The sequence below is a fragment of the Neisseria sp. Marseille-Q1983 genome (genome assembly GCF_018224585.1).
GTDB lineage: Bacteria > Pseudomonadota > Gammaproteobacteria > Burkholderiales > Neisseriaceae > Neisseria > Neisseria polysaccharea.
In genome coordinates, this window is the sequence record NZ_JAGTUI010000008.1 from 1 (window position 1) to 26,903 (window position 26,903).

Consider the following 26,903-nt stretch of genomic DNA (forward strand, 5'->3'; position numbering starts at 1 on the left):
GTGTGAGGCTCAAGGCACTCACACTTATCGGTAATCTGTTTTGTTAAAGAGCGTTGCGAATTATAAAGTATTTCTTCCGTCTGTCAAGATATCTCTCGATATCCCCGACATTCTGTGCTATACTTTTCAATTCGTCCGCCGCTTCAGCAGCAGCGAAGAACCGAACTATACGCCCGAAGGGGAAAACGGTCAATGCTTTCAGCGGGATTTTTTTTGGGAAATTCGTCATGTCGCTGTCAGATAAGGTTTTTTATTTCCACCAAACGCTGCACCACCCCCAACAATCCCCCTCCTCTGACTGGTGCGCCTTTGTGAATATGCCGTCTGAAACTCGGGGACTCAGACGGCATTTTGTATCCAAAACGGTAACTAATGTATCCGTACTTTGTTATAGAATGGATGCTGTTTTTTCTTCGTAATTAGAAATTGTCAAAATGGGCAAACATATTCTTTTAGGTGTAACGGGCAGTATTGCGGCGTATAAGTCTTGCGAGTTGGTGCGACTGCTGAAAAAACAGGGGCATTCGGTTACGGTGGTTATGAGCCGCTCGGCAACTGAATTTGTTTCTCCGCTGACTTTTCAGGCTTTGAGCGGCAATCCCGTTCTGACCGACACGCACGGCGGCAACGGTTCAAACGGTATGGACCATATCAACCTGACCCGGAATGCGGATGTTTTTCTGATTGCGCCGGCAAGTATGAATACCGTGGCAAAAATCTGTAACGGCGTGGCAGATAACCTACTGACCAATCTGGCAGCCGCACGGAAATGTCCTCTTGCCATCGCTCCTGCCATGAATGTGGAAATGTGGCTCAACCCTGCCAACCAACGGAATATCGCACAACTGGTTTCAGACGGCATTACTGTCTATATGCCGGGCTTGGGCGAACAGGCTTGTGGAGAAAATGGTATGGGAAGGATGCCGGAACCTGCCGAATTGCTGGACCTGCTTCCGGATTTATGGACACCGAAAATTTTAAAGGACAAGAAAATCTTGATTACCGCAGGTGCGACATTTGAAGCCATTGACCCTGTCAGGGGTATCACAAATATTTCCAGCGGGAAAATGGGCGTGGCTTTGGCGCGGGCGTGCCGTGCCGCCGGTGCGGAAGTCAGCCTGATTCACGGACAGCTTCAAACCGCGCTGCCTTTCGGCATATCCGATACGGTTCAAGCCGTCAGTGCCGAAGATATGCATCGCGCAGTGCATCGTTTAATCGACAAACAAGATGCTTTTATTTCTGTTGCCGCCGTCTCAGACTATAGGGTTAAAAACAGGAGTACTCAAAAATTCAAAAAAGATAAAAATGCCAATCCGTTATCTATCGAATTAGATGAAAACCCTGATATTTTGGCGTCCATTGCCTCATTACCGAACCCTCCTTTCTGTATCGGTTTTGCCGCTGAAACGGAGAATGTATTGACATATGCACGAGAAAAACGCATTAAGAAAAAAATACCGGTGATAGTTGCCAATGATGTTTCAATCGCGATGGGCAAACCGACCAACCGGATTACCATTATCGGGGACGACGGGGAACTGTCTTTTCCCGAAACAAGTAAAGATGAAGCAGCAATGCGAATTGTTGAAAGGCTTGCCGTATATTTGAACAAATACGGGACAGATGAGGACAGCCACTAAAGATTTATGGAAAACCATTGAACGTGAACAAGTGCCCAAAAATCAATTTACTAATGAACAACTAATGAAGATTAAAGCAGGAAATGAAAAAATTCCTGGTTATACATGGCATCATAATGCGCAAAGCTCTCCTAATAATATGCAGTTAATTCCTAATAGTATTCATAAAGCTGTTAGGCATACTGGTCAAAAATCCTTAAAGAAAGGTCAGTAAAAATGAGCAAACTATCAATATCATCAGATGAGGGATTGGTTCTAATAAGAACAATTCAACAATTTGCTGAAGATATAGGGGTTGTTTTTCCTGTTTCATATGTATCACTTCTTAGCAAACATGATCATTTATACCCTAAAGAAAATATTTTCAATTTTGTCAATCACTACGGTGAAAATGATGAAAGGGACATTTCATTTTTAGGGTATAAGCAAAATTTAGGCTATAAAGCTTAGACAAATACCCTCCATTTGAAGGCTATGTCTATCAAGATGGCTTACTCTGTGCCCGAATCAAGATTGAAGACAGGTATTTTACTCTTCCTCCGATTTACGATAAAGAGTACAGATAGTAATCGCATCAAGATTCGGATAGAGATACATAAATGTATATAAACAATAAGTGTTGAAACAATTATATCGGTGGTAGTGATGGACTGGAGAATCTCGCCCTTTGTAAAATGACTGTCCGAGACTAGACTGGAGGTTGCAATGGCAATAGACGGAGTAAAGATTATAGACAGCGATGATGCTTACGATATCTATAACACCATAGTGGGAAGATATAAAAACGGCGAAAATATTGCTAAGATAATCGAAGATATTTTAAATGATGAAAATAATTTTTGTATAGATGATTTTTATACTGAGATTTATTGGACAGCCTTTGCCTACTCCTTGTGGAAGATTGGACATTTACCAGAAGACATAAAAAATAAAACTCTCAAAATTATCGAAAAAGGAGCGGATAAGTTCTGGCTTGAAATTGACAGCAAAGCATTGAAACAAAGACAGAAAGTACTTGATAAACTAGCTATTCAGCTACAAAGTGTCAATCCGAAACCTCTTAAAGTTCCAAAAGCAAAAACAAAGAGGGAGCCGTACTTTAAAGTAGGAGATGTGCTTGTGGTTCAATTTGAAAATGAATACGGAGTCGGTTTTGTTTCAGCTCTCGACCAAAGTACGAGAAAAATAGAATATCACCTAGCCTTTACAAGGTTGCTACAAAAGAATAAGTCCACTATGACGGATTTTTTGAATAGCGAGATTGCTTGCAAGATGAATAATAGACAGTATGCTATTGATACTGACTGTTGGTTTAATCACAAGGATTTGGGGCTTTTACTAGGTAAATTTGAGAAGATTGGTAAGGTCATATTAGAAGATTATGCTCTGTGGACTTTAGCACCTGCCTGCACCTTGGGTGATATCTATGAAGAAATCACAGCGAGTAAGAGAGCCCGAGGTCTTCGTTTTATGGAGACGTATAAATTGATAAAAGCTATGGAATAAATGAGGAAGATAAGGGTTTAGATGGGAAAGGAATCTGTTTCAAAGCATATCCTAGATTATACATCATGATTCTAGCTTATCTTTAAAATATAAATTTCTGTGAAATAGCTGATGTTAGTTCCTCTAAACTTCTAGTTTTAGCTAGAAGTTTTTTATATATAAAAATTTTACACATTTCTAAAGATATTTATAGCTATTCATGTATTGATGATGAATATGGGTATGCAAAACATGATGATTTTTATGAAGATGAGAATGGAGATACGAAAATGGTAACTAGCCATATTGCAGATAGTTTTGATGCCTTTTTGGATATGCTATATGAACTTTCAGATTAAGTGTGTGGGTTGAATTGAAAACCCAACTAAATTAAAAAGATCGTCTGAAATCAGCAAGCCGTAGTCCATATGAAACCTAAACTCAACAAGTAGGATGTGTGCGGAACACACGTATGCGCTTCTCAAGGTTTGAGCTAAGAGGCCGTCTGAAACAACAAATACAGTTACAGTTTCAGACGACCTTTCTTTTAACAAATCGTAACAGCAATCAGACAAAAGCAGCCTACCGCCGCACCCATATCAGCAGCACGGTCGGCAAAACGATTATCCGAAGCGGCGGAGATACCACCCTCAAAGGTGCGCAGCTTATCGTCAAAAGCATACAGGCAGATAAGTAATTGAACGGATAAACCATAAAACGGGTTGCCTGTTAATCAAAAGGCAACCCGTTTTACCTGCTTCAACTTCTGATGACTTTGCGGATATATGGAATACTATGCAGATTTTGAATAATCTGATTCAACTGATCCAAATTTTTGACTTTCAATAAGAATTTGAATTCGACAAAACCTTCCGTTCCCGACTGGGATTTAGACGGTGTTTCGACCGACTCGATGTCCGCACCGGAATCGGAAATAGCTTGCGCCATTAATGCCAGCAATCCGTGACTGTCTTCCGATTGAACATGCAGCCCGATACGATAGTTCTGCCCGTTCATATTTTCCCAGTCTGCATCCAGCTGCTGTTCGGGATCGGACTTTAACAACGTTGGGCATGTATCCCTATGGATAATCATGCCTTTTCCCTTAACCAACAACAAACGGATAGAATCACCGGGAACCGGATGGCAACACTCTGCAAAATGAATATGTCCGCTTTCCTGACCATCAACTTTAATGGAACTGAGCCTGACCTCGCTGCCGAAATGCTCCCCTGCCAATTCAGCGATATGCATGGCGACATAAACAGGCAGGGTATGCCCCATACCGACGTTGTACAGCACTTCCTCAAATGAAGTCTGTTTGTCGTTGAGATCGGCAAGGTATTTTTCTTTGATGCCGTCTGAAAGCAGGACATCTTTGGGCAGCAAACTGGACAGGGCTTTTTGTAAGAGGCTCTCTCCCAAAACGACCGCATCGTGCTGGTTAAGGTTTTTAATATATTGGCGTATGGCACTGCGCGCCCTGCCGGACACGGCGAAATTCAACCATGCAGGATTTGGTTTGGCATGTTCGGATGTAATAATTTCGACGGAATCGCCGGTTTTGAGCTTCGTACGCAACGGCATCATGATATTGTTGATACGTGCGGCAACGGTTTTGTGCCCAATATCAGTATGCACCGCATAAGCAAAATCGATAGGTGTTGCACCCTTGGGCAATGTTAGGATTTTTCCTTTTGGCGTAAGGATATAGATTTCGTTTGGAAACAAATCTACCTTGACGTGTTCAAGAAACTCAATAGCATTGGCACTGCTGGCCTGCAAATCTAAGATATTTTTCAGCCACCGGTTTGTGTGAAGCACCGCCTGATCGACCGTCTTAGAATCTGATTTATAGCTCCAATGTCCGGCGATACCGCCTTCGGCAACAGCATCCATTTCCCGCGTGCGTATCTGAACTTCAATCGGCAAGCCGTAAGGGCCGACCAAAGTCGTATGCAGACTTTGATAACCGTTGCTTTTCGGAATAGCGATGTAGTCTTTGAACCGCCCGGGCTTGGGCTGATAAAGGGTGTGCAATGCGCCGAGTGCGGCATAACAGGCGGGAATGCTGTTGACAATGACGCGGAAACCGTAAATATCCATAACCTCGGCAAAGCGCAGCTTTTTCGCCATCATTTTCTGATGGATGCCGTACAGGTTTTTTTCCCTGCCTTTGATTTTGGCCTCTATATTCGCGCCTACCAGCCTCTGACCGAATGCGCGCAAGACTTTGCCGACAACGTCCTGCCGGTTCTTCCGGCTCTTGTCCATTGCTTTTTTTAAAGTCTCGTAACGGTTGGGATGAAGGTTTTGGAACGATAAATCCTGAAGCTCCCGATACGCATTATTCAAACCTATACGGTTGGCAATTTGCGCGTAGATTTCAAGGGTTTCCCTTGCAATCCGGCGGCGTTTGTCCGGGCGCATCGAACCTAGCGTCCGCATATTGTGCAGGCGGTCGGCAAGTTTGACGACAATCACGCGCACATCTTTGGTCATTGCCAAAATCAGTTTGCGGAAACTCTCCGCCTGATGCTCCGCATGATCTTCAAATTTGAGTTTTTCGAGTTTGGATAGCCCGTCCACCATCTCGGCAACCGTATTGCCGAACACCGCCGCCATTTCCCCTTTTGTTACGCCCGTATCTTCCAATACGTCGTGCATTACACCTGCACAAAGACCCTGTATATCCATATGCCAAAGGGCAAGCTGCGTCGCAACGGCAATCGGATGCGTGATGTAGGGCTCCCCGCTTTTGCGGGTTTGCCCGTCGTGGGCGCGAAACGCATAGGCGACGGCTTTTTCAAGCTCCGCCTGTTCCTCGGGCTTGAGGTAGGAGGCGGTATGGAAAAGCAGGGCACGCGCTTCGGCGGTCAGGGGATCATAAGGGGCGGAAGGTTGGGGGGCGGGCATTTCAGACGGCTTTCGGGATGTATGTGTTTTTTCATTTCAAACCGTCGGACTGCACGGCGGCAGAATATGCCGGCGTGCGTTTCCGGCAGGATTTATTTATTGCGTGTCAGCAGTTCCGTACCGATATGCCCGGCGGCGATTTCCCTTAAGGCGGTAACGGTCGGTTTGTTATTGCGGACATCGTCCACAAGCGGCGTGTTGCCGTTCTCAAGCTGGCGGGCGCGGCGGGCCGCTACCAATGTCAGGTCAAAATGGTTGGAAATTTTTCCGGTACAGTCTTCGGTGGTAATACGTGCCATATTATTTGCTTTCTTTCAAAAATATTTAAATTGGGAAACCGAGTATTTTCGCGGTTTTTTAGGAATTTTCCAACAAATCTGCAATAAATCCCAGTTGCCGCGACCTTTTCAGACGGCAGGCATTCACAATATGGAGCAAATCCTCCTCCGCCCGCGCCAAGTCGTCATTGACCACGACAAAGTCGAACAATACGGACTGTTCGATTTCATGCCTTGCCTTCAACAGCCTCCTTTGGATAACTTCCCGACTGTCCGTCCCGCGTCCGTTGAGGCGCGCGGCAAGTACGTCGAAAGAAGGCGGCAGGATAAAGATGCCGACGGCTTCGGGCAGCGCGTCGCGAACCTGCGCCGCGCCCTGAACGTCGATTTCCAAAATCACATCATAGCCTGCCGCCGCCAACGCATTCACGCCCTCCGCGCTTGTGCCGTAATAGTTGCCGAATACGTCTGCGTATTCCAAAAAAGCCTCCTGCGCGATAAGCGACTCAAACTCTTCTTTGGAAACAAAGTGATAATGTACGCCGTTTGCTTCGCCTTCACGCGGCGGGCGCGTCGTGTGCGACACGGAAACGCGCAAACCGTTATGGTTTGCCAACAGCCGCGACACCAGCGTGGTTTTGCCCGTGCCGGAAGCGGCCGAAATGATAAAGATGTTGCCTTTTCGATAAGCGGACATATTTTTTACCTGTATATTTTCCAGCCGATTGTATCACAACGGACACCCGGTTTCCTATTTGCCGATGCCCATATTTTGCCGCTATTGTTTTGATTGATTTGGCAAGCGGCAGGCTGACGGCTACAATATGGCGTTAAAAACATCAAACTTGGAACACGCAATGCTGGTTCATCCCGAAGCTATGAGTGTCGGCGTGCTTGCCGACAAAATCCGCAAAATCGAAAACTGGCCGCAAAAAGGCATCTTATTCCACGACATCACGCCCGTCCTGCAAAGCGCGGAATACTTCCGACTTTTGGTCGATCTGCTGGTTTACCGCTATATGGATCAGAAAATCGACATCGTTGCCGGTTTGGACGCGCGCGGCTTCATTATCGGCGCGGCACTCGCCTACCAGCTCAACGTCGGCTTCGTCCCCATCCGCAAAAAAGGCAAGCTGCCTTTTGAAACCGTATCGCAAAGCTACGCGCTCGAATACGGGGAAGCTGCGGTGGAAATCCACACCGATGCCGTCAAACCCGGTTCGCGCGTGCTGCTGGTCGATGATTTGGTTGCCACGGGCGGCACAATGCTTGCCGGGCTGGAACTGATCCGCAAACTCGGCGGAGAAATTGTCGAAGCCGCCGCCATTTTGGAATTTACCGACCTTCAAGGCGGCAAGAATATCCGTGCAAGCGGTGCGCCCTTATTTACCCTGCTTCAAAACGAAGGCTGCATGAAGGGCTGAAAACCGACCCTGCCGTCTGAAACCGGCAGGGTTGTTATGATGCGTTCAAATCACGCCCAAATCTTGCAAGCCCCTCAACACGCCGTCTTCATCAACGCCGGGGCAAACATATTTCGCCGCTTCTTTCGCCGCCTGTTCCCCGTTGCCCATTGCCACACCGAACCCGACTTCAGACAGCATTTCCACATCGTTCAAACCGTCGCCGAACGCCATCACGTCTGCCATTTCCAAACCCAATGCTTCAACCACGCTTCTGATGCCGTCTGTTTTCGACGCACCCGCAGGCAGCAGATCGACCGCTTCCTCGTGCCAGCGCACCGTTTTCAAGCCTTCCCGTTCCACAATATCCGACCAGAGCGGCATTTCGTTTTCCTCCGCAAACACCAGCATCTGATACACCGGTTTGCTTGAAAAATAATCCTTATCGGCAAAAAAATCGCTGGCGATATGCTTCAAGGCGCGGCACACGCATTCCGACAGCGCGGACACGGCAATCCCCTCTCCGCCGACAAACGCATAATCCATACCCAAGTCATCCAAATACGCGCAAACCCTGCCCATCAAACCGGCATCCATCGGTACTTCGCACACAGTTTTACCGTGCAGCAGCGCAAACTGCCCGTTTATCGTTACCACGGCATCCATACCCGTTTCCGCCATCATGTCCCTGACCTTTTCGGGAATCGTCGCCAAAGACCGCCCCGTTGCCAACGCCGTCAATATACCTTTGCCGCGCAAAGCCGCCACCGCCGTTTTCACGGAAGGGCGCAAGGTATCCGTATATTTTCGGTACAGCGTATCGTCAATATCGAAAAACACGATTTTGGGATTCATCATATTCTCTCTCGCATTCAAACTGCCGCATTGTATCCCAAGCAGGCAAATACTTGATAAATCCTTATAAATTTCCCGTCAAAATTGACCGAAAATACAAAAAGGCGGATAATCCCCCATCTTCCCATACCCTTCAGACGGCATTCTTCCCGATGCCGTCTGAAACCATTTTGATAACAAAGAAACGCATATGAAAGCACCCGAACTCTTATTGCCCGCCGGCGGATTGGAAAGAATGCGCGCCGCCTACGATTACGGCGCAGATGCCGTTTACGCCGGCAGTCCGCGTTACTCCCTGCGCGCCCGCAACAACGAATTTGCCAAACTCGACGTTCTCGAGCAAGGCATTAAAGAAGCGCACGAGCGCAACAAAAAATTCTTTTTGACCGTCAATACGCTGCCGCACAACTCCAAACTCAAAACCTTCGTTTCGGATATGGAGCCCTTGATTGCCATGAAACCTGACGCGCTGATTATGGCGGATCCGGGCTTGATTATGACCGTGCGCGAAAAATGGCCGGAAATGCCGATCCACCTGTCCGTACAAGCCAACACCACCAACTACTGGGGCGTGAAATTCTGGCAGAATATCGGCGTCGAACGCATCATCCTGTCGCGCGAATTGAGTATGGAAGAAATCGCCGAAATCCGCCAAGAATGCCCCGACATCGAACTCGAAGTCTTCATCCACGGCGCATTGTGTATCGCCTACTCCGGCCGTTGCTTATTGTCGGGTTATTTCAACCACCGCGACCCCAACCAAGGCACCTGCACCAACTCCTGCCGTTGGGACTACAAAGTCCACAACGCCACTGAAAGTGATGCGGGCGACGCCCAACTTCTGCAAGGTTTCAACTTTGAAAAAGCCCAAGAAGAAGCCAACCAAAACTTTGAAGGCATCAACGGTCAAAAACGCCACCCATACGCTGACAAAGTTTTCCTGATTGAAGAGTCCAACCGCCCGGGCGAAATGATGCCGATTATGGAAGACGAACACGGCACCTATATCATGAACTCCAAAGACCTTCGCGGTATCGAAGTGGTTGAGAAACTCGCCAAAATCGGCGTGGACAGCCTCAAAGTCGAAGGCCGTACTAAGTCGCTTTATTATGTCGCACGCGTCGCCCAGTCCTACCGCAAAGCGATTGATGATGCCGTCGCAGGCCGTCCGTTTGATTACAGCCTGTTGAGCGAACTCGAAGGTCTCGCCAACCGGGGCTACACCAGCGGCTTCCTCGAACGCCACCAAACTCAGGATTACCAAAACTACCTGACCGGCCACTCCATCGCCAAACAAAGCCAATATGTCGGCCACGTTACCGAAATCGACGCTGAAGGTTGGGCAACGGTGGAAGTTAAAAACCGCTTTGCCGTCGGCGATTCACTCGAAATCATCCACCCGAGCGGCAACCAAACCATCAAATTGGAACAAATGACCCGCAAAGGCCAACCTGTCGATGTCGCACCCGGCAACGGCATCCAAGTCAAAATCCCCAATATGCAGAGCAAAGAAAAAGCCCTCATCGCACGCGTATTGAACCCCTGAGCCACAATGCCGTCTGAAACCTGTTTTCAGACGGCATTTTGTTGAATCTTACGGTACAATGCTAATGATTTCCCACAGCAAACAAGGACATCCGACATGAAAAAAATCCTCATACTCTCCGCCGCCGCCCTGATGCTGGCAGCCTGCCAATCCGGCCGCGCGCCTAAAAACGTACACACGGCATCCGCCGGCACACCGGCCGGAGAATCATGCAAAGTCATCCGGGGCGACACCGCAGGAGGAGGCAAAAACATCATTTACCGTTGCAGCAACGGTCAGGCGGCAATAAATGCAGCCATTGCAGACGGCGTATTGGAATCCGGGATTCCCGTCAGCTTCGGCGGCGGGGGCGTACCGGTTGCAAACGGCAGGAATCTGGTTACACGGCAAGCAGCAAACGGCGTTGGCAAATCCGACTCAGAGGCCTGCGAACGCGCCCTAATCAATGCCGCCCGCAAATTCCAACAGACCGCAGGCAAACTCGGCGGACGCAGTATTACCGGCTTCCACAGCTACTTCGACAAGCAGCCGCTGCAAGGCGGACAATACGACTGTCAGGCAGGCTCGTTCCACGTCCGCGTGGTCATGCGCGCCAATGTCGTCCGTTAACATATCGGCAACCAAAAATGCCGTCTGAAACATTTTTTCAGACGGCATTTTTAATCCCCTTGCCTGATTGTGCGGCAGATTCAGATCGGGGCACACCTATAGTCCACGACGGAAGTCTGGCTTTTAAGCGAAGACAATAACCGAAAAGACCGCCTCGGCGGTCTTTCTTGTGTACACAGTTTCTATATTTGTCAGCTTGATGCGTTGACAACTCTAATTCCATATTGCGGAATATATTCATCGACAGTCATCAGTTCAAAGCCTTCCGCTTGGGTTTGTGCAATCAACATCCTATCGAAAGGGTCTTTGTGTATTTCCGGAAGGCTTCCAGCCTGTTTTGCATGAAACAGACCTATAGGCAGCATTTCAAAATCCTCTTCTTGAAGCACATCAAAAAACTCTTCCGGTAATTTCAACAACCCCTTGTTCTGCTTGATGGAAATTTCCCAAATACTTGCCGCACTGACAAAGATCGCATTTCTCGGATTTTCTATCAGTTTGCGTGCAGATGTCCCCAGTTTCTTGTCATCCAACAACCACCACAGCAAAGCATGGGTATCAAGCAGAATCTTTCTCACAGAGCCGACTCCTCAAATAAAGCTGCCGTTTCATTGTCATTCTCAAGAATACGTGAAATATCCGTATTTTCCATATGACTGAATTTTTTCAACCTTCCTGCATTTCGTGCCGGTTTTTCAATACCGGTTAGTTGGACGCAAGGCTTACCTGCCTTCGCAATAATAACGATTTCCCCTGCTTCTGCTCTTTGAATCAATTGACTCAAATTGGTTTTTGCCTGATGAATATTTGCTTGAAACATAACACTTCTCACGATTAGCTAACTTAACTAATATACATCATTACCAAGATTTTGGGAATCTCATTACATATATTTGATTATATCCGCCGTTTTATTCACACCTTGCTATTTAGTAACAATCTGTAGATTAGCACTAAACAAAACAACCTCCGCAATAGAGGGAATAGAGAGCTGTTTTGTTTAGTGTAAATTTATCTTAAGTAATCAACGGATCGTTAAAACACAGCCAATTACTTCTTGATCGGCAAGCATTATTATTTTCCCATAAATCAAACGTCTGACACGGCATTATAAACACAATGCGGCATCTGCCGCCACCCTTGCCGATGCAGTATTACCGGCTTCCAGAGCTACTTCGACAAGCAGCCGCTGCAAGGCGGGCAATACGACTGTCAGGCAGGCTCGTTCCACGTCCGCGTGGTCATGTGCGCCAATGTCGTCCGTTAACATATCGGCAATCAAAAAATGCCGTCTGAAACATTTTTCAGACGGCATAGTCCATAAATCAAATCAGTAATACAGATGATGGTTCAATTAGGATTGCTTCTGCAGGTGGGACAACACATCAAGGTGTTGCCCGATGCCCTGTCGGAAGGAAACGCCACTGTTTCCGACTGTGAAACACAGGATAAATATCAACGGGTGCTTACTTCTTTTTTGCCTGCAAATACGCCGAAGCCGTTGTCGCTCGAAGCATTATTTTTACCAGGGGTTTTATTGAAGTCATATCTACCTGCCATTTCATCTGCTTGATGACCGTAAAATTTCCCTTCAACGCTACCTTGTTCTTTCGTATCCCATTCGCCTTTAAAGCCGCTTCCCTCAATCTTGGCGGTAAATTTCTTTGTTCCCATATATACACCATCGCCACTATTGATTGTCCCGTTTACAGACTTCTGACCGAAATCGACTTCTGCGGTAAACACACCTGTCGTCCTATATGAACTTCCTTCATCCAACCAGTCTGTTTTATCAGTAACATTGCGGGAACGGAAATGCAGCACCTTACCTTGATATTTAGCCTTACCTTCCGGCAGGGCTTCTGTCGGCTGACCTTGTACAAAAAGAGTATATGAGCCATCTTTTAATTTAGCCGCCCCATAAATCAGATGCTGATATTGTCCTTTAGAAACCATAACAGTATCCCAGTTAGAGAGCAGCCCGGGATGATTTTTCTTTGATACATCGTATGTGGCTTTCGTCAAATCAATGGTTTCTCCACCAATCATCAACGCCGTGATTTCTCCCGTACCGTCAAAATATTTCTCGCCAAACACGCCTGTTTTAGGTTGATTATCGGCAGCATTTTTGGGGGGTTGGTCTTGATCTTGGGGGGAATGAGCGGCCGGGTCATCGCCTTGCAATCCCCCTTCCGCATCCTGTCTGCCGTCCGCCTCATCAGCCTGCATCCCGTCTTGCCCCGCCTTATCGGAATCTTCTGCTTCCGCCGGCGGATTTTCCCCGTCGGCATTCATCGCAACCTCAGTATGTTCGGCGTTTTCAGAAGGAGGGTTTGCCGGCATCCCTGTGCCTTCGCTTACAGCGTTTCCTTCCATACCATCTTGAGATTCCGCATTTTTCGGCGCATCGGTATCTTGATTGCCGCCATCCGCCCTTCCTGCATCACTGCCGGGCATATCACGGTTGTTTTCAGGCTGCGTGTCGGATGTACCGGCTGCCGGCGCATTATCATTATGTTGGGGCGCATCATTTTGCACTCCGCCATCTGCGCCAGCCTGTGCGGTTTCCCCTTCCCCTCGCGTATCTTTAGGCGGTATTTCTGTTTTAGAATCCCCGCCATCAGTGCCTGCCGAGGGGCTTGCCGTATCAGCACCTGTAGCAGGGCTTACCGTATCAGCGGGGGGGGGGGGGGCAACTTTATTTGACGGTGTTTCTGAGGATTTGACCGCAGGCGCATCCCCTCCTCCTGAAATACAGGCGGAAAGGGCAAGGACGGATGCCATTGCAAGCAGGCTTGGTTTGAAAGGAATCGTCATAATTATCTCCTAATGGCATATTTTTAATAAAAAATATGATAATTATTTATATTTGATGGTTTGAAAAATGCCGTCATACGCGGCAGAAAATACGGTTCCGCTTCACGAGCCGAGGCGAAACCGTAAAATATATCAATGCCTGTGCGGCATCATACCTTCGGGCGCTTCGGCATCTGCTGCCAAGCCGAAAGTTTCGCGCAACACGACTTTGTAGAATGCAAAGGCTTCGCGCGCGCCTTGGATGGCTTCCGCTTCGGCTTCGGGGCTTAAGCCCAATGCGTTCAGATGCTCGACAAAAGCGCGCCAGTGTTTGCCGCGACCGTCCGGATGGGGAGCCAGGTGGCGTGCGCCGAATTCACCGGTGTATTCGAGTTTTTGAGCGTGTTTGAACAAAAATGCCGCGCCCAAATTGGATCCTTCTGCGCAATACAGCCAGCCGATGGCTTTATTGCCGGTTTCGTGTGGCAATTCTTTGTCGAATTTGTAAGGCTCTTCGCCCAAGTCTTTCAAGTCTTGCGTTACGGCATCGTATCGCGCCATATATTCCAGCTCGGGAATGGCTTTGTTTAATTCGGCATCTTTATAGATGTGGTCGACGGCCTTGTGGAAAACGGATTGGAGTTTCAAAAATTTAATGTAGTTTTCTTTGCTGACAAACGGTTGGACAGACATAACGAGATTGTCCACGCTGTCGTGAACCGCCGTGGTATCCGCCTTCAGACGTTTGGCAAACGTCAGGGCTTGATTTTCAGTTTCGCTCATAGCTTTTCCTTTGTCGGTAAGGGATAAGGATGCGGGGCGGGCAAAATCCGCACTTGCCCGCATATATAGTGGATTAACAAAAACCAGTACGGCGTTGCCTCGCCTTAGCTCAAAGAAAACGATTCTCTAAGGTGCTGAAGCACCAAGTGAATCGGTTCCGTACTATTTGTACTGTCTGCGGCTTCGCCGCCTTGTCCTGATTTTTGTTAATCCACTATAAAAATAATAAAGAATCATAAACGAAATTTATTATCACATATTTTTGGAAAAAATATCATTTGCGTGATGTTTTTAAGCAGGTATTTTACTATTCTTTACAGAATCGGGATTTTATCAAATGGGTTCGGCAGTCGGCGGACAGACGCTCAAAAAATATTTTTGCCGGACGACAAGGGTTTGTTCATACTGCCGAACCTGCCGGTTTTGCATCCTGATTGGGTGTATCGCCTTTTTTCCTTTATAATGCCGACACTTATATTTGCCACTTTCCCGATGAAGCCGTTTGCCGAAAATATCCCCTACAGCCTTCGCGGCAACTGCCGCGACGAAGCCCTGCCGCCGCATACGGTAGATTGCCCGGAATGCGGTTGCCGCGCGGATGTGCCTCAGTTGGACAGGGGAGAGGCGGCGTTCTGTCCCCGTTGCGGACACAAACTCTTCAGGGTGGGCAGGCATCCTTTTTCCGGCCCGCCCGCTTATGCGGCGGCTTCGCTGATTTTGATGGCGTTTGCTTACGGTATGACGTATATCGAGGTCGGGATACCGGGTGCGGCATCCGTCCTTTCGCTGCCTGAAATGGTACGCCTGATGGTGTTTCAGGATTATGGTTTTTTGGCCGAAGTGATGTTTGTGCTGACCTTCGGCGCGCCGGTTCTGTTTCTGCTGCTGTGCCTGTATGTCTATGCCGCGCTGATACGGAAACGGGCGTATCCTGCGCTGCGTTTGGCAACGCGTGTGATGGTGCGCTTGAGGCAGGCGATGATGGTGGATGTGTTTTTTGTTTCCACTCTGGTGTCGTATATCAAGCTCTCGTCTGTGGCAGAGGTTCGCTTCGGGTCGGCGTTTTATCTGATGTTCGCGCTGTCGGTTATGCTGATTCGGACTTCGGTATCGATTCCCCAGCATTGGGTGTATTTTCAAATCGGGCAGCTGACGGGGGATAATGCGGTTCAGACGGCATCAGAAGGCAAAACCTGTTGCAGCCGCTGCCTGTATTTCCGCGACAGTGCCGAATTCCCCTGCGGCGTGTGCGGTGCGGAACTGTACCGCCGACGGCCGAAAAGTCTGAGTATTTCGTCGGCGTTTCTGACGGCGGCGGTTATTTTGTATTTCCCTGCCAATATCCTGCCGATTATGATTTCGTCCAATCCTGCCGCCACGGAGGCCAACACCATCCTTAGCGGCATCGCTTATATGTGGGACGAGGGCGACAGGCTGATTGCGGCGGTTATTTTCAGCGCGAGTATTTTGGTGCCGGTGCTGAAGATTGCGGCGATGGCGGTTCTGATTGCGGCGGCACGGTTCGCTTTGCCGACAGGCGCAAAGAAATTGTCGCACCTCTACCGCATCACCGAAGCGGTCGGTCGCTGGTCGATGATTGATATTTTTGTGATTATTATTTTGATGTGTTCGTTCCACACTTATGCCGCGCGCGTCATTCCGGGCAGTGCGGCAGTCTATTTCTGCCTGGTCGTGATTCTGACGATGCTGTCCGCCTATTATTTCGACCCGCGCCTGCTTTGGGACAAACGCGCTTCAGACGGCATTGCTTTCAACGAAACGGAAAAATATGACTGACAACAGCCCCCCTCCAAACGGACACGCCCAAGCACGCGTCCGCAAAAACAACACCTTGCTCTCCGCCGTCTGGCTGGTTCCGCTGATCGCGCTGATTGCCGGCGGCTGGCTTTGGGTTAAGGAAATCCGCAACAGGGGGCCTGTGGTTACGCTCTTGATGGACAGCGCGGAAGGCATTGAGGTCAACAATACGGTCATTAAGGTATTGAGCATCGATGTCGGACGCGTTACCCGAATCAAACTGCGCGACGATCAAAAAGGTGTGGAAGTTACTGCCCAACTCAATGCGGACGTATCCGACCTCATCCGCAGCGATACCCAGTTTTGGGTGGTCAAACCGCGTATCGACCAAAGCGGCGTAACCGGTTTGAGTACGCTGCTTTCAGGTTCGTACATCGCTTTTACACCCGGCAAAAGCGACGAGGCAAAAGACGTGTTCCAAGTGCAGGACATTCCTCCGATTGCCGCTATCGGTCAAAGCGGCCTGCGCCTGAATTTGATCGGCAAAAACGACCGCATCCTCAACGTCAGCAGCCCCGTTTTGTATGAAAACTTTATGGTCGGCCAAGTAGAAAGCGCGCATTTCGACCCGTCCGACCAAAGCGTGCATTACACTATCTTCATCCAAAGCCCCAACGACAAACTGATTCATTCCGCCAGCCGTTTTTGGTTGGAAAGCGGCATTAATATCGAAACCACAGGCAGCGGTGTCAAACTCAATTCCGTCCCTCTGCCCGCATTGCTGTCAGGTGCGATTTCATTTGATTCGCCGAAAACCAAAAACAGTAAAAACGTCAAAAGCGAAGACAGCTTCACGCTTTACGACAGCCGCAGCGAAGTTGCCAACCTGCCTGACGACCGCTCGCTATACTACACCGCGTTTTTCAAACAATCCGTGCGCGGACTGACCGTCGGTTCGCCTGTCGAATACAAAGGACTGAATGTCGGCGTGGTTTCCGACGTTCCTTATTTCGACCGCAACGACAGCCTGCATTTGTTTGAAAACGGTTGGATTCCCGTGCGCATCCGCATTGAGCCTTCCCGTTTGGAAATCAATGCCGACGAACAAAGCAAAGAGCATTGGAAACAACAATTTCAGACGGCTTTAAACAAAGGTCTGACCGCCACCATCTCCAGCAACAACCTGCTGACCGGCAGCAAAATGATTGAATTGAACGATCAGCCTTCCGCCTCGCCCAAGCTGCGACCGCATACCGTTTATGCAGGCGATACCGTTATCGCGACCCAAGGTGGCGGTTTGGACGATTTGCAGACCAAATTGGCGGATTTGCTGGACAAGTTCAACAAACTGCCTTTGGATAAGACGGTTGCTGAATTGAACGGTTCGCTTGCCGAGCTTAAGTCCACACTCAAATCTGCCAATGCCGCCCTAAGCTCCATCGACAAACTGGCCGGCAATCCACAGACGCAAAACATTCCGAACGAACTGAACCAAACCCTGAAAGAGTTACGTCAAACCCTGCAAGGCGTATCGCCTCAATCGCCTATCTACGGCGACATACAAAATACGCTGCAAAGTTTGGACAAAACCTTAAAAGACGTTCAACCCGTCATTAACACTTTGAAAGAAAAACCCAACGCGCTGATTTTCAACAGCAGCAGCAAAGACCCTATCCCGAAAGGAAGCCGATAATGCGCCTTTTCCCGATTGCCGCCGCCCTGACGCTTGCCGCCTGCGGTACTGTGCAAAGCACACAATATTTCGTGTTGCCCGACAGCCGCTACATCCGTCCTGCAACGCAAGGCGGCGAAACCGCCGTCGAAGTCCGTCTTGCCGAACCGCTCAAACGCGGCGGACTGGTCTATCAAACCGACCCCTACCGCATCAACACCGCACAAAACCACGTTTGGGCAGACACCTTGGACGATATGCTCGAAGCGGCGTTGAGCAATGCATTCAACCGTTTGGACAGCACACGCATCTTTGTTCCTGCCTCACGCAGCGGCAGTACCGAAAAATGGACGGTCTATATCGACGCATTCCAAGGCAGCTACACGGGCAAAACCCTCATCAGCGGCTACGCCGTCCTACCCGACGGTACGAACAGACCCTTCCATATCGAAACCGAACAGCAGGGTGACGGCTACGCCGCCATGACTGCCGCACTCGAACAGGGACTGAAACAGGCGGCGCAACAGATGGTCGAGTAAACCGTGAACTATTGCGAATTTGCCGCCTCACTTCCCGAAAACACCGATAACCCGAACAAACATTACCACGACACCCAATACGGTTTTCCGATTGAGGACGACAATGAATTGTTTGAGCGGCTGGTGTTGGAAATCAATCAGGCAGGATTAAGCTGGACGCTGATGCTGAAGAAGCGGCAGGCATTTCAGACGGCATTTGAAGGTTTCGACATCGATACGGTCGCCGCATTTGGCGAAGCCGATATTGAACGGCTGCTTACCGATGCTGGCATCGTCCGCAACCGCCTGAAAATCGATGCCGCCATTTTCAATGCACGGCAAATCCAAGCGTTGCAACAAGAATACGGCTCGTTCAAGAACTGGCTCGACGCGCACCATCCGCGAAGCAAAGACGAATGGGTTAAACTCTTTAAAAAACATTTCAAATTTGTTGGCGGCGAAATCGTCGGTGAATTTCTGATAAGTACCGGCTACCTCAAAGGCGCGCACGCCGAAAGCTGTCCTATTTACCGTAAAACCCTGAAATACCAACCGAAATGGCTCGATGCCGTCTGAAAAACCAATGAACAGAAGAACCTTCCTCCTCGGCGCAGGCGCGTTGCTCCTTACCGCCTGCGGCAGAAAATCCACCCGAACCCACGCCAAAATTCCCGAAGGAAGCACCGTACTTGCCTTGGGCGATTCGCTCACCTTCGGCTACGGCGCAAACCCCGGCGAATCCTACCCCGCGCAACTGCAAAAACTGACGGGTTGGAATATTGTCAACGGCGGCGTATCGGGCGACACGTCCGCGCAAGCCCTGTCGCGCCTGCCCGCGCTGTTGGCACGCAAACCCAAGCTTGTGATTGTCGGCATAGGCGGCAACGACTTTCTGCGCAAAGTTCCCGAGGAGCAGACCCGCGCCAATATCGCGAAAATCATCGAAACCGTGCAAAAGGAAAACATCCCCGCCGTCCTCGTCGGCGTGCCGCACATCACACTGGGCGCATTGTTCGGGCATTTGAGCGACCATCCGCTGTATGAGGATTTGTCCAAGGAATACGGCATTCCGCTGTTCGGCGGCGCGTGGGCGGAAATTTTGAGCGATAATAATCTGAAATCCGACCAAATCCACGCCAACGGCAAAGGCTATCGGAAATTTGCCGAAGATTTGAATCAATTTTTGAGGAAACAGGGGTTTAGATAAACAAAGGTTTATCTAAACCCAAGTTGTTTATATAATCATGAACCGACTGGAACACCAAACTGCTTCGGGACGCATATGCCGTCTGAAGTGCAAAACCTACGCCATACAGCCGCATGAAGTTGCAGCGGTATGGCGTTTTTTGAAAAAGACGGTCTGCCGGTTCAGACGGCATGACCGACCGTCCGAACCTGCTGTGGATAAAGCCCGGACAGGCTGAAATTATGGAATATTGCGAACCTGAAGAAGCATCCGACCCGTACGCAACATACAGGCGTGCCAGCCTGATGGCGATGCTGCCGCTGTTTGTCGTGATTTTGGTTCTGCTCAATATTGTTTTTCCGCTTCTGGCGCATCCCTTGGCTTGGCTGGTGCCTGCAGGTTTCATGGTTTTGGTCGGCGGCTTTCCCTTATCGCTGCCGCTTGTGGCGCTGCTTGTCCTGACCTGCTGCATTCTGGCGCATTGTCCGCCATTATCCCGTCTTTTGTGCTACCCTTACCCGAATCATCCGATGTCTAAAAATTCTGCCTGATGGCAGCCCTACAACACCGAAGGAGCAGAAATGAAACTATCCGAACTGTTCAACCCCAACGAATTTGCCGCGCGCCATTTGAGCTTTGGCGACGAGGTCGCGCTTTTGAAAGCGCTCGGCGAGAAGAGCATGGACGATTTTGTCGGCAATACCGTGCCGCAAAGCATCCGTATGCCGTCCGAACTCGATTTGCCCGAGGCTTTGACCGAGGCGGACGCGTTGGCGAAATTGAAAGGCATCGCGTCGAAAAACGTAATCAACAAGTCCTATATCGGTTTGGGCTATTACCCGACCCGCGTGCCGAACGTGATTTTGCGCAACGTATTGGAAAACCCGGGCTGGTACACCGCCTACACGCCGTATCAGGCGGAAATCGCGCAGGGACGTTTGGAAGCCTTGTTAAACTTCCAACAAGTGTGTATCGATTTGACCGGTTTTCCTGTGGCAGGCGCGTCTTTGTTGGACGAGGCAACTGCCGCCGCTGAAGCGATGGCGATGACACACCGCGTGGGTAAAGTGAAATCCGAACGTTTCTTTGTGGACGAGCGCGTCTATCCGCAAACTTTGGACGTGATGAAAACCCGTGCCAAATATTTTGGCTTCGAGCTGGTGGTCGGCGATTTTGCCCAAGCGGATGAAGGCGAATACTTCGGCGCGCTGTTCCAATACGTCGGCAAAGACGGCGACGTACAAGACTTGCAAAGCGTCATAGGCCGTCTGAAAGCCAAAGGCACGATTGTTGCTGTTGCCGCCGACATCATGAGCTTGGTCTTGCTGAAATCGCCTGCCGAGTTGGGCGCGGACATCGCATTGGGCAACACTCAACGCTTCGGCGTACCGATGGGCTTCGGCGGGCCGCACGCCGCTTATTTTGCGTTTAAAGACGAGTTCAAACGTTCCGCTCCGGGCCGCATCATCGGCGTATCCAAAGATGCATCGGGCAAACCCGCGCTGCGTATGGCTCTGTCCACCCGCGAGCAACACATCCGCCGCGAAAAAGCGACATCCAATATTTGTACCGCACAGGCATTGCTGGCGAACTTGGCGGGTATGTATGCCGTTTACCACGGCCCTGAAGGTGTGAAACGCATTGCCAACCGCATTCACGCGCTGGCTTCTGCCTTTGCTGACGCGCTGGTTTCAGACGGCATTAAAGTGGTTCACGAAGTCTTCTTCGATACCGTTACCGTCGATTTCGGCAGCAAAGAGAAAGCAGACCAAGTGTTTGCCGCTGCTCTGGAATCGGGTTACAACCTGCGCCGCGTCAACGATACTCAAGTTGCGGCTGCATTCCATGAAACGTCGGCATACGAAGATTTGGTCGATTTGTACCGTGCGTTTACCGGCAAAGATACGTTCGCATTTGCCGATGATGTTAAAGGCCGTCTGAACGCCGAATTGCTGCGTCAGGACGACATTCTTCAACATCCTGTGTTCAACAGTTACCACACCGAACACGAAATGTTGCGCTATCTGAAAAAACTCGAAGACCGCGACTTGGCGATGAACCGCAGTATGATTTCATTGGGCAGCTGCACCATGAAACTCAACGCGACTGCGGAAATGCTGCCGGTTACTTGGGCTGAGTTCTCCGACATCCACCCCTACGCCCCCGAAGCGCAAACCGCCGGCTACCGCGAATTGCTCGCCGATATGGAAAACAGCCTGAAAGCCATCACCGGCTTTGACGCGGTTTCCCTGCAACCCAACTCCGGTGCGCAGGGCGAATACAGCGGTATGCTCGCCATCCGCCGCTATCAGGAAGCCAACGGCGAGGGACACCGCAACATCTGCCTGATTCCCAAATCCGCCCACGGTACCAACCCTGCGACTGCGGCCATGCTGGGCTTGAAAGTCGTCGTTGTCGATACCGACGAACACGGCAACGTCAACATCGACGATTTGAAAGCCAAAGCCGAGCAACACCGCGACGCTTTGTCCGCCATCATGATTACCTATCCGTCTACCCACGGCGTGTACGAAGAAGGCATCCGCGACATCTGCCGCATCATCCATGAAAACGGCGGACAGGTTTACATGGACGGTGCCAACCTCAACGCCCAAATCGGCATCATGCAGCCTGCCGAAGTCGGCGCGGACGTGTTGCACATGAACCTGCACAAAACCTTCTGTATCCCTCACGGCGGCGGCGGTCCGGGCATGGGTCCGATTGGTTTGAAAGCCCACCTTGCCCCGTTTGCACCGGGACACACTTTGACCGACACCCACAGCGCAAGTGCCGGGCAAACTGCCGTGGCTGCCGCAGCATATGGTTCTGCGTCCATCCTGCCGATTACTTGGATGTACCTGACCATGATGGGCAAACAAGGCATGGAACAGGCGACACGCTGGGCATTGCTCAACGCCAACTACGTCGCCAAACGTCTGAGCGAAGACTATCCGATTCTGTATACAGGCAAAAACGGCCGTGTCGCGCACGAATGTATTGTTGATTTGCGTCCGCTCAAAGCCGAAAGTGGCATTACCGAAACCGACATCGCCAAACGCCTGATGGACTACGGCTTCCACGCGCCGACGGTTTCCTTCCCTGTTGCCGGTACGCTGATGATCGAGCCGACCGAGAGTGAAAGCAAAGCCGAACTCGACCGCTTTATCGCCGCCCTGAAATCCATTCGCCGCGAAGTGCAGAAAGTCATCGACGGCGAATGGCCGAAAGACGACAACCCACTGGTCAACGCGCCGCACACCGCCGCAGATATAACCGGCGAATGGGTGCATCCGTACTCTCGCGAAGAAGCCGTCTTCCCGCTGCCCTTCGTGCTCGAACACAAATTCTGGCCGAGCGTCAAACGAGTAGATGAAGTGTATGGCGACCGCAATCTGGTTTGCTCCTGCTTGCCGACAGAAAATTATGAAGACTGACTGTTAATATCTTAAAAAATGCCGTCTGAAACATTTTCAGACGGCATTTTCATCAACGGCAAACCAGTTGCACCGATACACGTATCTCGACTATAACTTTAAAACAAATGGGTTAAACCAGTATCCATACACCAGCTTTTTTATCATCCTACTTTTTATTCATCCGATCGGACAAACAGATTTCGAAGATAAAAAATCTATTCACACCCTTTAATGTCATTCCCACACGGGCAAACAAATAAATTCCCATAAAAAAACGGAGCAGATACCTGCCCCGTTTTTATTTAATCCGAAATTTTAATCCGAATTTAGAATTTCGCACCGGATTGGTTGGCCATATAGTCAACCGCCGCTTTGACTTCGTCATCGCTCAAACCTGCATTACCGCCTTTTGCCGGCATAGCATTGAAACCTTCGAGTGCATGTTTGTGCAAGGTTTCTTTACCTTGTTTGATGCGGGGAGCCCAATCGTCTTTTTTACCTATGCCGGGGATACCTGGAATCGCCCCGCCATGGCATGCCTGACAGTTTGCTTCAAAAACTTTCTTGCCGTCTGCACCGGCTGCAGGTGCGGCAGCACCTTTGTCTTCTGCCTTCGCTTCCGCCGGAGCTGCATTATCGGCAGGAGCAGAAGCTGTTCCTGAAGCGGCACTGTCGGCAGGCACTGCCTCATCCGGATTCGGGAAAGAACCTCCACTTTTGTTCGCCATGTAGGTAATCGCCCGTTTGAGTTCCTGATCGGTCAGGTCTGCCGCACCGCCTTTGGCAGGCATGGCGTTAAAGCCGTTCAGCGCGTGTTGGAACAAAGTATCGAAGCCTTGCGCGATACGCGGTGCCCAGTCGCCGTTGTGTTCCAGTTTCGGAGCGTTCGGCACATTGCTGTCCGCCGCGTGGCATTGGATACAGATTTTATTGAAAATCTGTTCGCCCTGGCGTTCGCCGACAGGAATACCGTCGCCCATCGTCAATTGTCCGACGGGCTGGATACGGGTCTGCGTCGCCACCTCCGTAGTGGCATCGACATCGCCGAACGAGCCACTGCCCGCCAGCTTAATCAGGAAATAAAGAACTGCAATAACAATAACGATACCGCTCACAAGGGTGAACAATGCAGAGCCTTGGGCTTTATTGTCGCGGAGTTGTTTCATTTGGTAGGCCTCGCCGTCAGGTTAGGTTGTGCTGTAAATTATAGTTTGGTATGTTAAACGCAATTAACAATATTTTGCTGGATTATACTGAATTCACAGGGTCTTTCCAATCACTATCATTGAAAATATGAAAAAATTTGCCAACGGTATCTGTATAAAACAAATAATCCGTTGAAAATACTGGATTACCTCCAAGAAAACTTCCCTTATGCCGCCATACGCCGCCTGCCGGCGCAAGATAACCTTTGCCAATTTGCAGAATTTACGTTAACCTTACGTTTTCCGCACCCATAGCTCAGTTGGAAGAGTGTCAGTTTCCGAAGCTGGAGGTCACAGGTTCGATCCCTGTTGGGTGCGCCAATTATAAAGAGGCCGTCTGAAAGATAAATACTTTTCAGACGGCCTTTTGACTTACTTCAAATTCTTATTCCAACACTTCGGCAAACGCATCGGCGACATAGGCGATATTTGATGTATTCAGTCCGGCGACGCACATCCTGCCGGAATCCAGCAGGTAAACGGCAAATTCGTCGCGCAGCCTGCGGACCTGCCCTACGCTCAACCCCGTGTAGCCGAACATTCCGCGCTGTTTAATGAAATAAGTGAAATCGCGGTCGGGGATTTGCGCAGTTAAGACATCATAAAGTTTCTGTCGCATGGCGCGGATGCGGTCGCGCATCATATAAACTTCGTTTTGCCACAAAGCGTAAAGTTCGGGGCTGTTCATCACGTCGGCGGCAATATACGCACCGTGCGCGGGCGGGCTGGAGTAGATGCAGCGGACAGTGAATTTGAGCTGTCCGAACACCAATTCCGCTTCTTCTTTATTCGGGCAAACCACGCTCAGGCCTCCGACGCGCTCGCCGTAGAGCGACAGGTTTTTCGAGAAGGAATTGCTGACGAACAAGGGCAATTCCATTTCCACCGCTTTGCGGACGGCGTAGGCATCGCTGTCCAAATCGCCGCCGAATCCTTGGTAGGCGATGTCCATAAACGGAATCAGTTTGCGCGTTTTGATGATGTGCAACACTTCGTCCCATTGCTGTTCCGACATATCCACGCCGGTCGGGTTGTGGCAGCAGGGGTGTAGGATTAAGACGCTGTTTTCAGGCAGGGTGTTGAAAAACGCGGTCATTTCGTCGAATTTCACGCCGACAGTGGCAGGGTCGTAATATGGGTAAGTGCCGACCTCGAAACCTGCGCCTTCAAAAATGCCGCGATGGTTGTCCCAAGTCGGGTCGCTGACGTAGGCGCGCGCTGCGGGGAACCAGCGGTGCAGGAAATCCGCCCCGACTTTGAGCGCGCCCGAGCCGCCCAGAGTCTGTACGGTAACGATGTGCCCTTGCGCGAGCGCGGGGTTGTCTTTGCCGAACAATAAATGCTGCACCGCGCTGCGGTAAGCATCCAAACCTTCCATCGGCAGGTAGGGCGACGGCGCAGGCGCGGCGGCGCGGACGGTTTCGGCGCGGCTCACGGATTCCAACACGGGCATTTTGCCTTCGTCGTCGAAATAAATGCCTATGCTCAAATTGACTTTTTCGGGGAGCGGGTCGTTTTTGAAGGTTTCGACCAAACTCAAAATCGGATCGCCGGGATAGTATTCGATGTGTCGGTACATAGTCCTTACCTCTTGCTTTTTCCAAGGATTTTCTTTTTCAACAGCACACCGCTTTCAATATGGTGCGTAAACGGAAATTGGTCGAACAAGGCGGCACGTTCAACCGTATGGGTTTCCACCAAGGTGTCCAAATTGGCGCGCAGGGTTTCGGGATTGCAGGAAATGTAGATGATGTTGTCGAACTGCGACACCAGCTTCAAAGTTTCCTCATCGATACCGGCACGCGGCGGATCGACGAAAATAGTGGAAAATGCGTAATCCGTCAAAGCAATACCACCATCCTTAAGGCGTTTAAACTCACGTTTGCCGGTATAGGCTTCGGTAAATTCTTCGGCAGACAGACGGGCGATTTTGATGTTGCCTATCCCGTTTGCCTCAATATTCCATTGCGCCGCGCCTACTGAAGTTTTGGAAATCTCGGTTGCCAAAACACGTTCAAACTTTTCAGATAAAGGAAGCGTAAAGTTGCCGTTTCCACAATATAGTTCGAGCAGGTCGCCGCCCAAACCTTCCGCCGCGCGGCACGCCCACTCAAGCATTTTTTGACACACGGCAGCATTCGGTTGGGTAAAACCGCCTTCAATTTGCCGATAACGGAAATCCCGGTTGCCGACCTTTAAAGTTTCCGTTACATAGTCCTGTTTTAAAACGATTTTCTGCCCCCTGCTCCGTCCGATAACGGCAATGCCCAACTGTTGCTGTAATGCTTGCGCCGCCTGTTGCCATGCGTCGCCGAGTTTTTTGTGGTAAATCATGGTAACCAGCATTTCGCCACTGAGCGTGGACAGAAATTCGACGGCATACCAGCGTTTTTTGAGTTCGGGGGATTGCGCGGCAGCGACGATCAGCTCGGGCATCAGGCGGTTGACGGCTTCGGAAGCCGCTTCAAAACGGTCGCAACGGATCAGGCTTGCCCCGCCAGCCTTTTGTCCTTTTTCAAACATGGCATAAAACATTTCACCGCCTTCGTGCCAAATACGGAACTCGGCACGCATACGGTAATGTTTGTCCGGAGATTCGTACACTTCCCACTCAGGAACATCCAAACCTGCAAAAAGAGTTTTAAGGCAGTCTTTTTTACCTTGAAGCTGCTGCGTGTAGTCATTCATATCGCTATCCTGAAAAATCAGACCGGATTATAAGCCGATTTTCCTCGCCGCACGCAAACTCTTTGACTGCCGCCCCTTCAATGGCGAACGGGCTTTTGTGCTAAAATCCGCCATCTTTCCACACTATACCGATAAAGGGAAAAATC

25 protein-coding genes, 1 tRNA gene and 4 pseudogenes are annotated in these 26,903 nt (G+C 49.9%); 18 read left to right on the forward strand and 12 right to left on the reverse strand.

The window, feature by feature from the left end; all coding sequences use genetic code 11:
* Positions 1-434: 434 nt before the first annotated feature.
* The 6 genes and pseudogenes from coaBC to KEM39_RS02910 form a co-directional block, all read left to right on the forward strand.
* A complete protein-coding gene (gene coaBC, locus KEM39_RS02890) occupies positions 435-1,643 on the forward strand; it encodes a bifunctional phosphopantothenoylcysteine decarboxylase/phosphopantothenate--cysteine ligase CoaBC (protein ID WP_118997568.1) in 1,209 nt (402 codons plus the stop codon).
* Positions 1,627-1,857: an HNH endonuclease gene (locus KEM39_RS02895; RefSeq protein WP_118997569.1), complete on the forward strand. Its 231-nt coding sequence runs from the start codon at positions 1,627-1,629 to the stop codon at positions 1,855-1,857. Before coaBC ends, KEM39_RS02895 begins: the two co-directional genes overlap by 17 nt.
* A 2-nt stretch (positions 1,858-1,859) precedes the next feature.
* A pseudogene (locus tag KEM39_RS02900) lies at positions 1,860-2,087 on the forward strand (SMI1/KNR4 family protein); the annotation flags it as partial.
* Between the two features lie 261 nt (positions 2,088-2,348).
* Complete coding sequence (locus KEM39_RS02905) at positions 2,349-3,149, forward strand: hypothetical protein (RefSeq protein WP_118997570.1); 801 nt, start codon at positions 2,349-2,351, stop codon at positions 3,147-3,149.
* Between the two features lie 179 nt (positions 3,150-3,328).
* A pseudogene (locus KEM39_RS11475) lies at positions 3,329-3,487 on the forward strand (SMI1/KNR4 family protein); the annotation flags it as partial.
* A 113-nt stretch (positions 3,488-3,600) separates the two neighbouring features.
* Positions 3,601-3,819: pseudogene (locus tag KEM39_RS02910) on the forward strand (hemagglutinin repeat-containing protein); the annotation flags it as partial.
* 68 nt (positions 3,820-3,887) lie between these two features.
* Here KEM39_RS02910 and KEM39_RS02915 read toward each other — a convergent pair.
* From KEM39_RS02915 to gmk, 3 genes are all read right to left on the reverse strand, one after another.
* Positions 3,888-6,044 (reverse strand): RelA/SpoT family protein, encoded by a 2,157-nt coding sequence (locus tag KEM39_RS02915; RefSeq protein ID WP_118997573.1) that lies wholly within the window; start codon positions 6,042-6,044, stop codon positions 3,888-3,890.
* 92 nt (positions 6,045-6,136) lie between these two features.
* Positions 6,137-6,343: a DNA-directed RNA polymerase subunit omega gene (gene rpoZ / locus KEM39_RS02920; protein ID WP_002212665.1), complete on the reverse strand. Its 207-nt coding sequence runs from the start codon at positions 6,341-6,343 to the stop codon at positions 6,137-6,139.
* Between the two features lie 58 nt (positions 6,344-6,401).
* The gene (gene gmk / locus KEM39_RS02925; protein ID WP_118997574.1) at positions 6,402-7,019 is read right to left on the reverse strand and encodes a guanylate kinase; all 618 of its coding nucleotides are present in this window, start codon (positions 7,017-7,019) and stop codon (positions 6,402-6,404) included.
* Between the two features lie 127 nt (positions 7,020-7,146).
* Here gmk and KEM39_RS02930 point away from each other — a divergent pair, with 127 nt between their 5' ends.
* Positions 7,147-7,746 carry an adenine phosphoribosyltransferase gene (locus KEM39_RS02930; protein WP_118817988.1) on the forward strand — a complete coding sequence of 200 codons (600 nt, stop codon included), beginning with the start codon at positions 7,147-7,149 and terminating at the stop codon, positions 7,744-7,746.
* A 45-nt stretch (positions 7,747-7,791) separates the two neighbouring features.
* Here KEM39_RS02930 and KEM39_RS02935 read toward each other — a convergent pair whose 3' ends face one another.
* The gene (locus KEM39_RS02935; protein WP_211709579.1) at positions 7,792-8,580 is read right to left on the reverse strand and encodes a Cof-type HAD-IIB family hydrolase; all 789 of its coding nucleotides are present in this window, start codon (positions 8,578-8,580) and stop codon (positions 7,792-7,794) included.
* A gap of 190 nt (positions 8,581-8,770) precedes the next feature.
* Between KEM39_RS02935 and yegQ the strand changes: the two genes are divergently transcribed.
* Positions 8,771-10,126 carry a tRNA 5-hydroxyuridine modification protein YegQ gene (gene yegQ, locus KEM39_RS02940; RefSeq protein ID WP_211709571.1) on the forward strand — a complete coding sequence of 452 codons (1,356 nt, stop codon included), beginning with the start codon at positions 8,771-8,773 and terminating at the stop codon, positions 10,124-10,126.
* Positions 10,127-10,222: 96 nt separating this feature from the next.
* Positions 10,223-10,735: a hypothetical protein gene (locus tag KEM39_RS02945; protein ID WP_003714353.1), complete on the forward strand. Its 513-nt coding sequence runs from the start codon at positions 10,223-10,225 to the stop codon at positions 10,733-10,735.
* Positions 10,736-10,926: 191 nt separating this feature from the next.
* Here KEM39_RS02945 and KEM39_RS02950 read toward each other — a convergent pair whose 3' ends face one another.
* Entirely contained in the window at positions 10,927-11,313 is a 387-nt protein-coding gene (locus KEM39_RS02950; protein WP_002218920.1) for a type II toxin-antitoxin system VapC family toxin, read from the reverse strand.
* Positions 11,310-11,555 (reverse strand): type II toxin-antitoxin system Phd/YefM family antitoxin, encoded by a 246-nt coding sequence (locus KEM39_RS02955; RefSeq protein WP_003706842.1) that lies wholly within the window; start codon positions 11,553-11,555, stop codon positions 11,310-11,312. Before KEM39_RS02955 ends, KEM39_RS02950 begins: the two co-directional genes overlap by 4 nt.
* A gap of 333 nt (positions 11,556-11,888) precedes the next feature.
* Between KEM39_RS02955 and KEM39_RS02960 the strand changes: the two are divergent.
* Positions 11,889-12,002: pseudogene (locus tag KEM39_RS02960) on the forward strand (excinuclease); the annotation flags it as partial.
* A gap of 188 nt (positions 12,003-12,190) precedes the next feature.
* Here the strand turns inward: KEM39_RS02960 and KEM39_RS02965 are convergent.
* The gene (locus KEM39_RS02965; RefSeq protein WP_211709572.1) at positions 12,191-13,552 is read right to left on the reverse strand and encodes a transferrin-binding protein-like solute binding protein; all 1,362 of its coding nucleotides are present in this window, start codon (positions 13,550-13,552) and stop codon (positions 12,191-12,193) included.
* Positions 13,553-13,684: 132 nt separating this feature from the next.
* Positions 13,685-14,314, reverse strand: coding sequence for a biliverdin-producing heme oxygenase (locus KEM39_RS02970; RefSeq protein WP_025458171.1), 630 nt, complete (start codon positions 14,312-14,314; stop codon positions 13,685-13,687).
* 462 nt (positions 14,315-14,776) lie between these two features.
* Here KEM39_RS02970 and KEM39_RS02975 point away from each other — a divergent pair, with 462 nt between their 5' ends.
* The 5 genes from KEM39_RS02975 to KEM39_RS02995 are packed head-to-tail and all read left to right on the forward strand — an operon-like array spanning position 14,777 to position 19,469.
* Positions 14,777-16,111: a paraquat-inducible protein A gene (locus KEM39_RS02975; RefSeq protein WP_240002747.1), complete on the forward strand. Its 1,335-nt coding sequence runs from the start codon at positions 14,777-14,779 to the stop codon at positions 16,109-16,111.
* The gene (gene pqiB / locus KEM39_RS02980) at positions 16,104-17,765 is read left to right on the forward strand and encodes an intermembrane transport protein PqiB (RefSeq protein ID WP_101119913.1); all 1,662 of its coding nucleotides are present in this window, start codon (positions 16,104-16,106) and stop codon (positions 17,763-17,765) included. Before KEM39_RS02975 ends, pqiB begins: the two co-directional genes overlap by 8 nt.
* Positions 17,765-18,283, forward strand: coding sequence for a PqiC family protein (locus KEM39_RS02985; protein WP_002242959.1), 519 nt, complete (start codon positions 17,765-17,767; stop codon positions 18,281-18,283). The genes pqiB and KEM39_RS02985 overlap by 1 nt, the downstream gene beginning before the upstream one ends.
* Positions 18,284-18,286: 3 nt before the next feature.
* Positions 18,287-18,838, forward strand: a complete 552-nt coding sequence (locus tag KEM39_RS02990; RefSeq protein ID WP_118997577.1) for a DNA-3-methyladenine glycosylase I — start codon at positions 18,287-18,289, stop codon at positions 18,836-18,838.
* Positions 18,828-19,469, forward strand: a complete 642-nt coding sequence (locus KEM39_RS02995) for an arylesterase (RefSeq protein WP_118997578.1) — start codon at positions 18,828-18,830, stop codon at positions 19,467-19,469. The genes KEM39_RS02990 and KEM39_RS02995 overlap by 11 nt, the downstream gene beginning before the upstream one ends.
* On the opposite strand, the gene KEM39_RS03000 is transcribed toward KEM39_RS02995, so the two are convergent.
* Positions 19,462-19,641 carry a hypothetical protein gene (locus KEM39_RS03000; RefSeq protein ID WP_025458177.1) on the reverse strand — a complete coding sequence of 60 codons (180 nt, stop codon included), beginning with the start codon at positions 19,639-19,641 and terminating at the stop codon, positions 19,462-19,464. The two genes, KEM39_RS02995 and KEM39_RS03000, sit on opposite strands and share 8 nt — an antisense overlap.
* On the opposite strand from KEM39_RS03000, the gene KEM39_RS03005 reads away from it, so the two are divergent.
* On the forward strand, positions 19,640-19,999 hold the full coding sequence (locus KEM39_RS03005; protein ID WP_118997579.1) for a hypothetical protein: 360 nt from the start codon (positions 19,640-19,642) through the stop codon (positions 19,997-19,999). The two genes, KEM39_RS03000 and KEM39_RS03005, sit on opposite strands and share 2 nt — an antisense overlap.
* A 30-nt stretch (positions 20,000-20,029) precedes the next feature.
* The gene (gene gcvP, locus KEM39_RS03010) at positions 20,030-22,882 is read left to right on the forward strand and encodes an aminomethyl-transferring glycine dehydrogenase (RefSeq protein WP_118997580.1); all 2,853 of its coding nucleotides are present in this window, start codon (positions 20,030-20,032) and stop codon (positions 22,880-22,882) included.
* 308 nt (positions 22,883-23,190) lie between these two features.
* On the opposite strand, the gene KEM39_RS03015 is transcribed toward gcvP, so the two are convergent.
* Positions 23,191-24,030, reverse strand: a complete 840-nt coding sequence (locus KEM39_RS03015; protein ID WP_118997581.1) for a c-type cytochrome — start codon at positions 24,028-24,030, stop codon at positions 23,191-23,193.
* A gap of 284 nt (positions 24,031-24,314) precedes the next feature.
* On the opposite strand from KEM39_RS03015, the gene KEM39_RS03020 reads away from it, so the two are divergent.
* A tRNA-Arg gene (locus KEM39_RS03020) sits at positions 24,315-24,390 on the forward strand.
* Positions 24,391-24,454: 64 nt separating this feature from the next.
* On the opposite strand, the gene KEM39_RS03025 is transcribed toward KEM39_RS03020, so the two are convergent.
* Complete coding sequence (locus tag KEM39_RS03025) at positions 24,455-25,648, reverse strand: amino acid aminotransferase (RefSeq protein ID WP_118997582.1); 1,194 nt, start codon at positions 25,646-25,648, stop codon at positions 24,455-24,457.
* A 5-nt stretch (positions 25,649-25,653) separates the two neighbouring features.
* Complete coding sequence (gene trmA / locus KEM39_RS03030) at positions 25,654-26,757, reverse strand: tRNA (uridine(54)-C5)-methyltransferase TrmA (RefSeq protein WP_118997583.1); 1,104 nt, start codon at positions 26,755-26,757, stop codon at positions 25,654-25,656.
* Positions 26,758-26,903 lie beyond the last annotated feature (146 nt).

What these genes read in the sequence shown, in the direction of transcription:
- coaBC (WP_118997568.1), top strand. Translation starts at nt 435, where the DNA reads ATGGGCAAACATATTCTTTTAGGTGTAACGGGCAGTATTGCGGCGTAT.
- KEM39_RS02895 (WP_118997569.1), top strand. Translation starts at nt 1,627, where the DNA reads ATGAGGACAGCCACTAAAGATTTATGGAAAACCATTGAACGTGAACAA.
- KEM39_RS02905 (WP_118997570.1), top strand. Translation starts at nt 2,349, where the DNA reads ATGGCAATAGACGGAGTAAAGATTATAGACAGCGATGATGCTTACGAT.
- KEM39_RS02915 (WP_118997573.1), bottom strand. Translation starts at nt 6,044, where the DNA reads ATGCCCGCCCCCCAACCTTCCGCCCCTTATGATCCCCTGACCGCCGAA.
- rpoZ (WP_002212665.1), bottom strand. Translation starts at nt 6,343, where the DNA reads ATGGCACGTATTACCACCGAAGACTGTACCGGAAAAATTTCCAACCAT.
- gmk (WP_118997574.1), bottom strand. Translation starts at nt 7,019, where the DNA reads ATGTCCGCTTATCGAAAAGGCAACATCTTTATCATTTCGGCCGCTTCC.
- KEM39_RS02930 (WP_118817988.1), top strand. Translation starts at nt 7,147, where the DNA reads ATGGCGTTAAAAACATCAAACTTGGAACACGCAATGCTGGTTCATCCC.
- KEM39_RS02935 (WP_211709579.1), bottom strand. Translation starts at nt 8,580, where the DNA reads ATGAATCCCAAAATCGTGTTTTTCGATATTGACGATACGCTGTACCGA.
- yegQ (WP_211709571.1), top strand. Translation starts at nt 8,771, where the DNA reads ATGAAAGCACCCGAACTCTTATTGCCCGCCGGCGGATTGGAAAGAATG.
- KEM39_RS02945 (WP_003714353.1), top strand. Translation starts at nt 10,223, where the DNA reads ATGAAAAAAATCCTCATACTCTCCGCCGCCGCCCTGATGCTGGCAGCC.
- KEM39_RS02955 (WP_003706842.1), bottom strand. Translation starts at nt 11,555, where the DNA reads ATGTTTCAAGCAAATATTCATCAGGCAAAAACCAATTTGAGTCAATTG.
- KEM39_RS02965 (WP_211709572.1), bottom strand. Translation starts at nt 13,552, where the DNA reads ATGACGATTCCTTTCAAACCAAGCCTGCTTGCAATGGCATCCGTCCTT.
- KEM39_RS02970 (WP_025458171.1), bottom strand. Translation starts at nt 14,314, where the DNA reads ATGAGCGAAACTGAAAATCAAGCCCTGACGTTTGCCAAACGTCTGAAG.
- KEM39_RS02975 (WP_240002747.1), top strand. Translation starts at nt 14,777, where the DNA reads ATGCCGACACTTATATTTGCCACTTTCCCGATGAAGCCGTTTGCCGAA.
- pqiB (WP_101119913.1), top strand. Translation starts at nt 16,104, where the DNA reads ATGACTGACAACAGCCCCCCTCCAAACGGACACGCCCAAGCACGCGTC.
- KEM39_RS02985 (WP_002242959.1), top strand. Translation starts at nt 17,765, where the DNA reads ATGCGCCTTTTCCCGATTGCCGCCGCCCTGACGCTTGCCGCCTGCGGT.
- KEM39_RS02995 (WP_118997578.1), top strand. Translation starts at nt 18,828, where the DNA reads ATGCCGTCTGAAAAACCAATGAACAGAAGAACCTTCCTCCTCGGCGCA.
- KEM39_RS03005 (WP_118997579.1), top strand. Translation starts at nt 19,640, where the DNA reads ATGACCGACCGTCCGAACCTGCTGTGGATAAAGCCCGGACAGGCTGAA.
- KEM39_RS03000 (WP_025458177.1), bottom strand. Translation starts at nt 19,641, where the DNA reads ATGCCGTCTGAACCGGCAGACCGTCTTTTTCAAAAAACGCCATACCGC.
- gcvP (WP_118997580.1), top strand. Translation starts at nt 20,030, where the DNA reads ATGAAACTATCCGAACTGTTCAACCCCAACGAATTTGCCGCGCGCCAT.
- KEM39_RS03015 (WP_118997581.1), bottom strand. Translation starts at nt 24,030, where the DNA reads ATGAAACAACTCCGCGACAATAAAGCCCAAGGCTCTGCATTGTTCACC.
- KEM39_RS03025 (WP_118997582.1), bottom strand. Translation starts at nt 25,648, where the DNA reads ATGTACCGACACATCGAATACTATCCCGGCGATCCGATTTTGAGTTTG.
- trmA (WP_118997583.1), bottom strand. Translation starts at nt 26,757, where the DNA reads ATGAATGACTACACGCAGCAGCTTCAAGGTAAAAAAGACTGCCTTAAA.